General features: G+C 72.5%; 3 protein-coding genes. All 3 read left to right on the top strand.

The window, feature by feature from the left end; all coding sequences use genetic code 11:
• The coding region (locus tag AB1824_13395; GenBank protein MEW5765956.1) for a hypothetical protein at nucleotides 1-1,863 on the top strand (1,863 nt) is incomplete at its 5' end.
• Nucleotides 1,860-2,600 (top strand): LPS export ABC transporter ATP-binding protein, encoded by a 741-nt coding sequence (lptB, locus tag AB1824_13400; GenBank protein ID MEW5765957.1) that lies wholly within the window; start codon nucleotides 1,860-1,862, stop codon nucleotides 2,598-2,600. The genes AB1824_13395 and lptB, both read left to right, overlap by 4 nt.
• Before the next feature lie 3 nt (nucleotides 2,601-2,603).
• A partial coding sequence (locus AB1824_13405) for an RNA polymerase sigma-54 factor (protein ID MEW5765958.1) occupies nucleotides 2,604-3,136 on the top strand: 533 nt, incomplete at its 3' end.

The raw sequence follows: 3,136 nt of genomic DNA on the forward strand, positions 1-3,136 counted from the left end.
CGCGGCCCCCCGCCTCCCTCCCGGAGCGGGGCGGTGACCCGCAAGCGGCTTCTCCAGACCCTCTTCTCCTCGGCCTTCGTCCTGTTCCTCCTCGTTCTCGTCCTGCGCTTCCGGCCGCGCATGGAGGTGCCGGCCCCCGTCCAGCCCGAGGTCCTGCAGAAGGGGTCGGAGGGGAGCCTCAGCGCGCGGGGCTTCCGCCACGTGCAGGAAACCGGGGGGGCGGTGGAGTACGAACTGACGGCCGACGTGGTGACCCAGGCCCCCGACGGGAAGAAGCTCCTGACGGCCCCCGTGATCGTCTTCCCCGGGCGCGGGCGCGCCTGGGCCCGGCGGGGCGAGTACGACCCCGGCCGGCAGATGATCCGGATCTGGGAGGACGCCCGCCTTTCCGACGGAAAGGACCTCCACGCCGAGGCGGCGGGCTTCCGCCTGACGCCCGAGGGCGAGATGGTGTCCGAGGGCCCGGTCACCTTCGGCCGGGGGGCGGCGTCGGGTTCCTGCGACTTGTTGAGGTACCACCGCCGGTCCCAGCGGGCCCATCTGGAGGGGTCCGTCCGGCTGGATTCGGGCGGTTCCGCCCTGCGCTGCGTGGCCGCGGATTTCGACCTGGCCGCCCACGCGGGGGCCCTTCAGGGTCCCGTCCGGGCGGAGGGACCCGAGGGGACGGTGGAGGCCCCCGAGGGCAAGATCCTGCTGGACGAGGCAAACCGCCTCCGCTCCCTCACGCTCCTGACGCCCGCCACGGGGCGGGGGCCCAAGGGCTCCTTTTCGGCCCGCTCGGCCACGGCGGAGACGGGGGCCGGTGGGAAGGTGGAGCGGGTGCTCCTCGATGGAGACGCCGAGGTGTCCCTCTCGGAAGACCCACCCGCGACGGTCCGCACGGACCGCCTTCGCATGACCCCGGTCTCAGCGGGCGCCTGGGCCTGGGAGGCGCCCGGGGCCCTGACCCTTCACAGGGGGGCCGGCACGGCCGAGGCCGCCTCGGGGACGGGGCGCTTCGGGGGCGGGCGTGAGGCCGAGGGCCGCTTCGAAGGCCCCGTTCGGGGCCGCGACGAGGCCGGAACCTTCTCCGCCGACGCCGCCGAGATGCGGGGCGCCGACTGGACCCTGGTGGGGAACGCCGAGTCCCGGCGAGAGGGCGAGGAGCTGAAGGCCGACCGCATCACCTTCGCCGGGGACGGCTCGGTGGCGGCCTCGGGAAGGGCCCGGGGGCGCCGGTTCGCCGCGGAGGGGCGGCCGGAGGTGGTCTTCCAGGCCGATGAGGCCCTCGCGGGCCCCGGCGGGTACCCCGCCGTCCTCCACGGGAGGGCCCGCGCCGAACGCGGCGGGCTCCGTCTCGAAGCGCCCCACATTCGTCTGGCCGACGCCGACACGGCCCTGGCGACGGATGGAGAGGCGCGGTTCGAGGACGCGGAGGGCCAGGTCCAGACCGTGCGGGCGCCCCTCCTTTCCTACCGGGGGAAGGCACGCCTCGCCGAAGCGCGGGACGGGGCGAGGGCCGAGGGCCGGGGGTACTGGATCACGGCGGGCGCTCTGGTGGCCCGCCTGGACGCCGGAAACCGGCCCGTGAAGTACGAGGCCGAGGGAGACTGCCGCTTCGAGGGCCCGAACCAGGAGGGGACCTCGGACCGACTCGAATTCGACCCCGCCACCCGGATGGGACGGGCGTACGGGGACCGGGCCTTCGCCCGCGTCCGCCAGAAGGACCCGAAGCGGACGGCGGTGGGGGCCGTGGTGGCTTTCGGGCCGCGGTACCTGGAGGTCCTGCCCGGAGAGGCCGCGGTGGCCCGGGGGAGCCTGGGGGGCACGCCCCCGCCGGCCCGGGGCCCGAAGGCGCCCCCCAAGGACGGAGGTGCACGGTGACCGACCCAGACCGCCACGAACTGGCCACCCGGGGCCTGACGAAGATGTACGGGCGCCGGACGGTGGTGAAGGGCGTGGACCTCGAATTCGCCTCGGGCCGGGTGGTGGGGCTCCTGGGCCCCAACGGCGCGGGAAAGACCACCACCTTCTACATGGTCGTGGGCCTCGTGCCGCCCACCTCTGGGGACATCTTCCTGGACGGGGAGCGCATCTCCGAGACCCCCATGTACCAGCGCGCCCGGATGGGCATCGCCTATCTCCCCCAGGAGCCCTCCATTTTCCGGAAGCTCACCGTCGAAGAGAACCTCCTGGGGATTCTGGAGTTCACGGACCTGCCCCCGGCGCAGCGCCGGAGCCGCGTGGACGAGGCCCTGTCGGAGCTGAACATCACGCGCCTGGCGCGCTCCCCGGCCTACACCCTGTCGGGCGGGGAGCGCCGGCGGGCCGAGATCGCGAGGGCCCTGGTGCTCTCGCCCCGGTTCTTCCTTCTGGACGAGCCCTTCGCCGGCATCGACCCCATCGCGGTGGCCGACATCCAGGGCATCGTTCTCCACCTGCGCGGGCGCGGAATCGGCGTCGTGGTCTCCGACCACAACGTGCGGGAAACGTTGAAAATCACGGATGAGGCCTATATCATTAGCGACGGAGCCATCTTCCGCCACGGATCTCCCGGGGACCTGGCGAACGATCCCGACGTGCGGCGCGTGTACCTGGGAGAGGGATTTACTCTGGACTGAGAGATGCCCCTTCAGCAGAAGCTCGCCCTGAAGCTGCAACAGAAGATGGTGCTGACGCCCTCGCTTCAGCAGGCCATCCGTCTGCTCCAGCTCACGCGCCTCGAGCTCCTGACGGAGGTGAGCCAGGAACTCCAGACCAATCCCGTGCTGGAGGAGTCCACCACCGTGGAAGAGCCCGCCCTTCCGCCCCAGGGCGAGCCGGCCCCGGCGGAGACCTCCGAGCGGGACCCCATGGACACCTTCGAGGAGAAGATCGACGTCGAGTCCTATTTCCAGGACTACCTCGAGACCACCATGAAGTACCGGGGCGTCTCGGTGGAGGTGCCCGAGGACGCCCCCGACGCCGAACGGTACCTGAGCGTCCCGGAGAGCCTCGCCGAACACCTCGAGTGGCAGGTGGGCCTGAGCCGCCTCACAGAGAAGGAGCGGGAGATCGCCCGGACCCTCATCGGCAACCTGAGGGAGGACGGCTACCTGCTGGTAACCGTGGAGGAGGCGGCCGCCGCCTCGGGGGCCTCGCCCGCCGAAGTGGAGGC

This window comes from Acidobacteriota bacterium, assembly GCA_040752915.1.
Classification (GTDB): Bacteria; Acidobacteriota; UBA4820; order UBA4820; family DSQY01; genus JBFLVU01.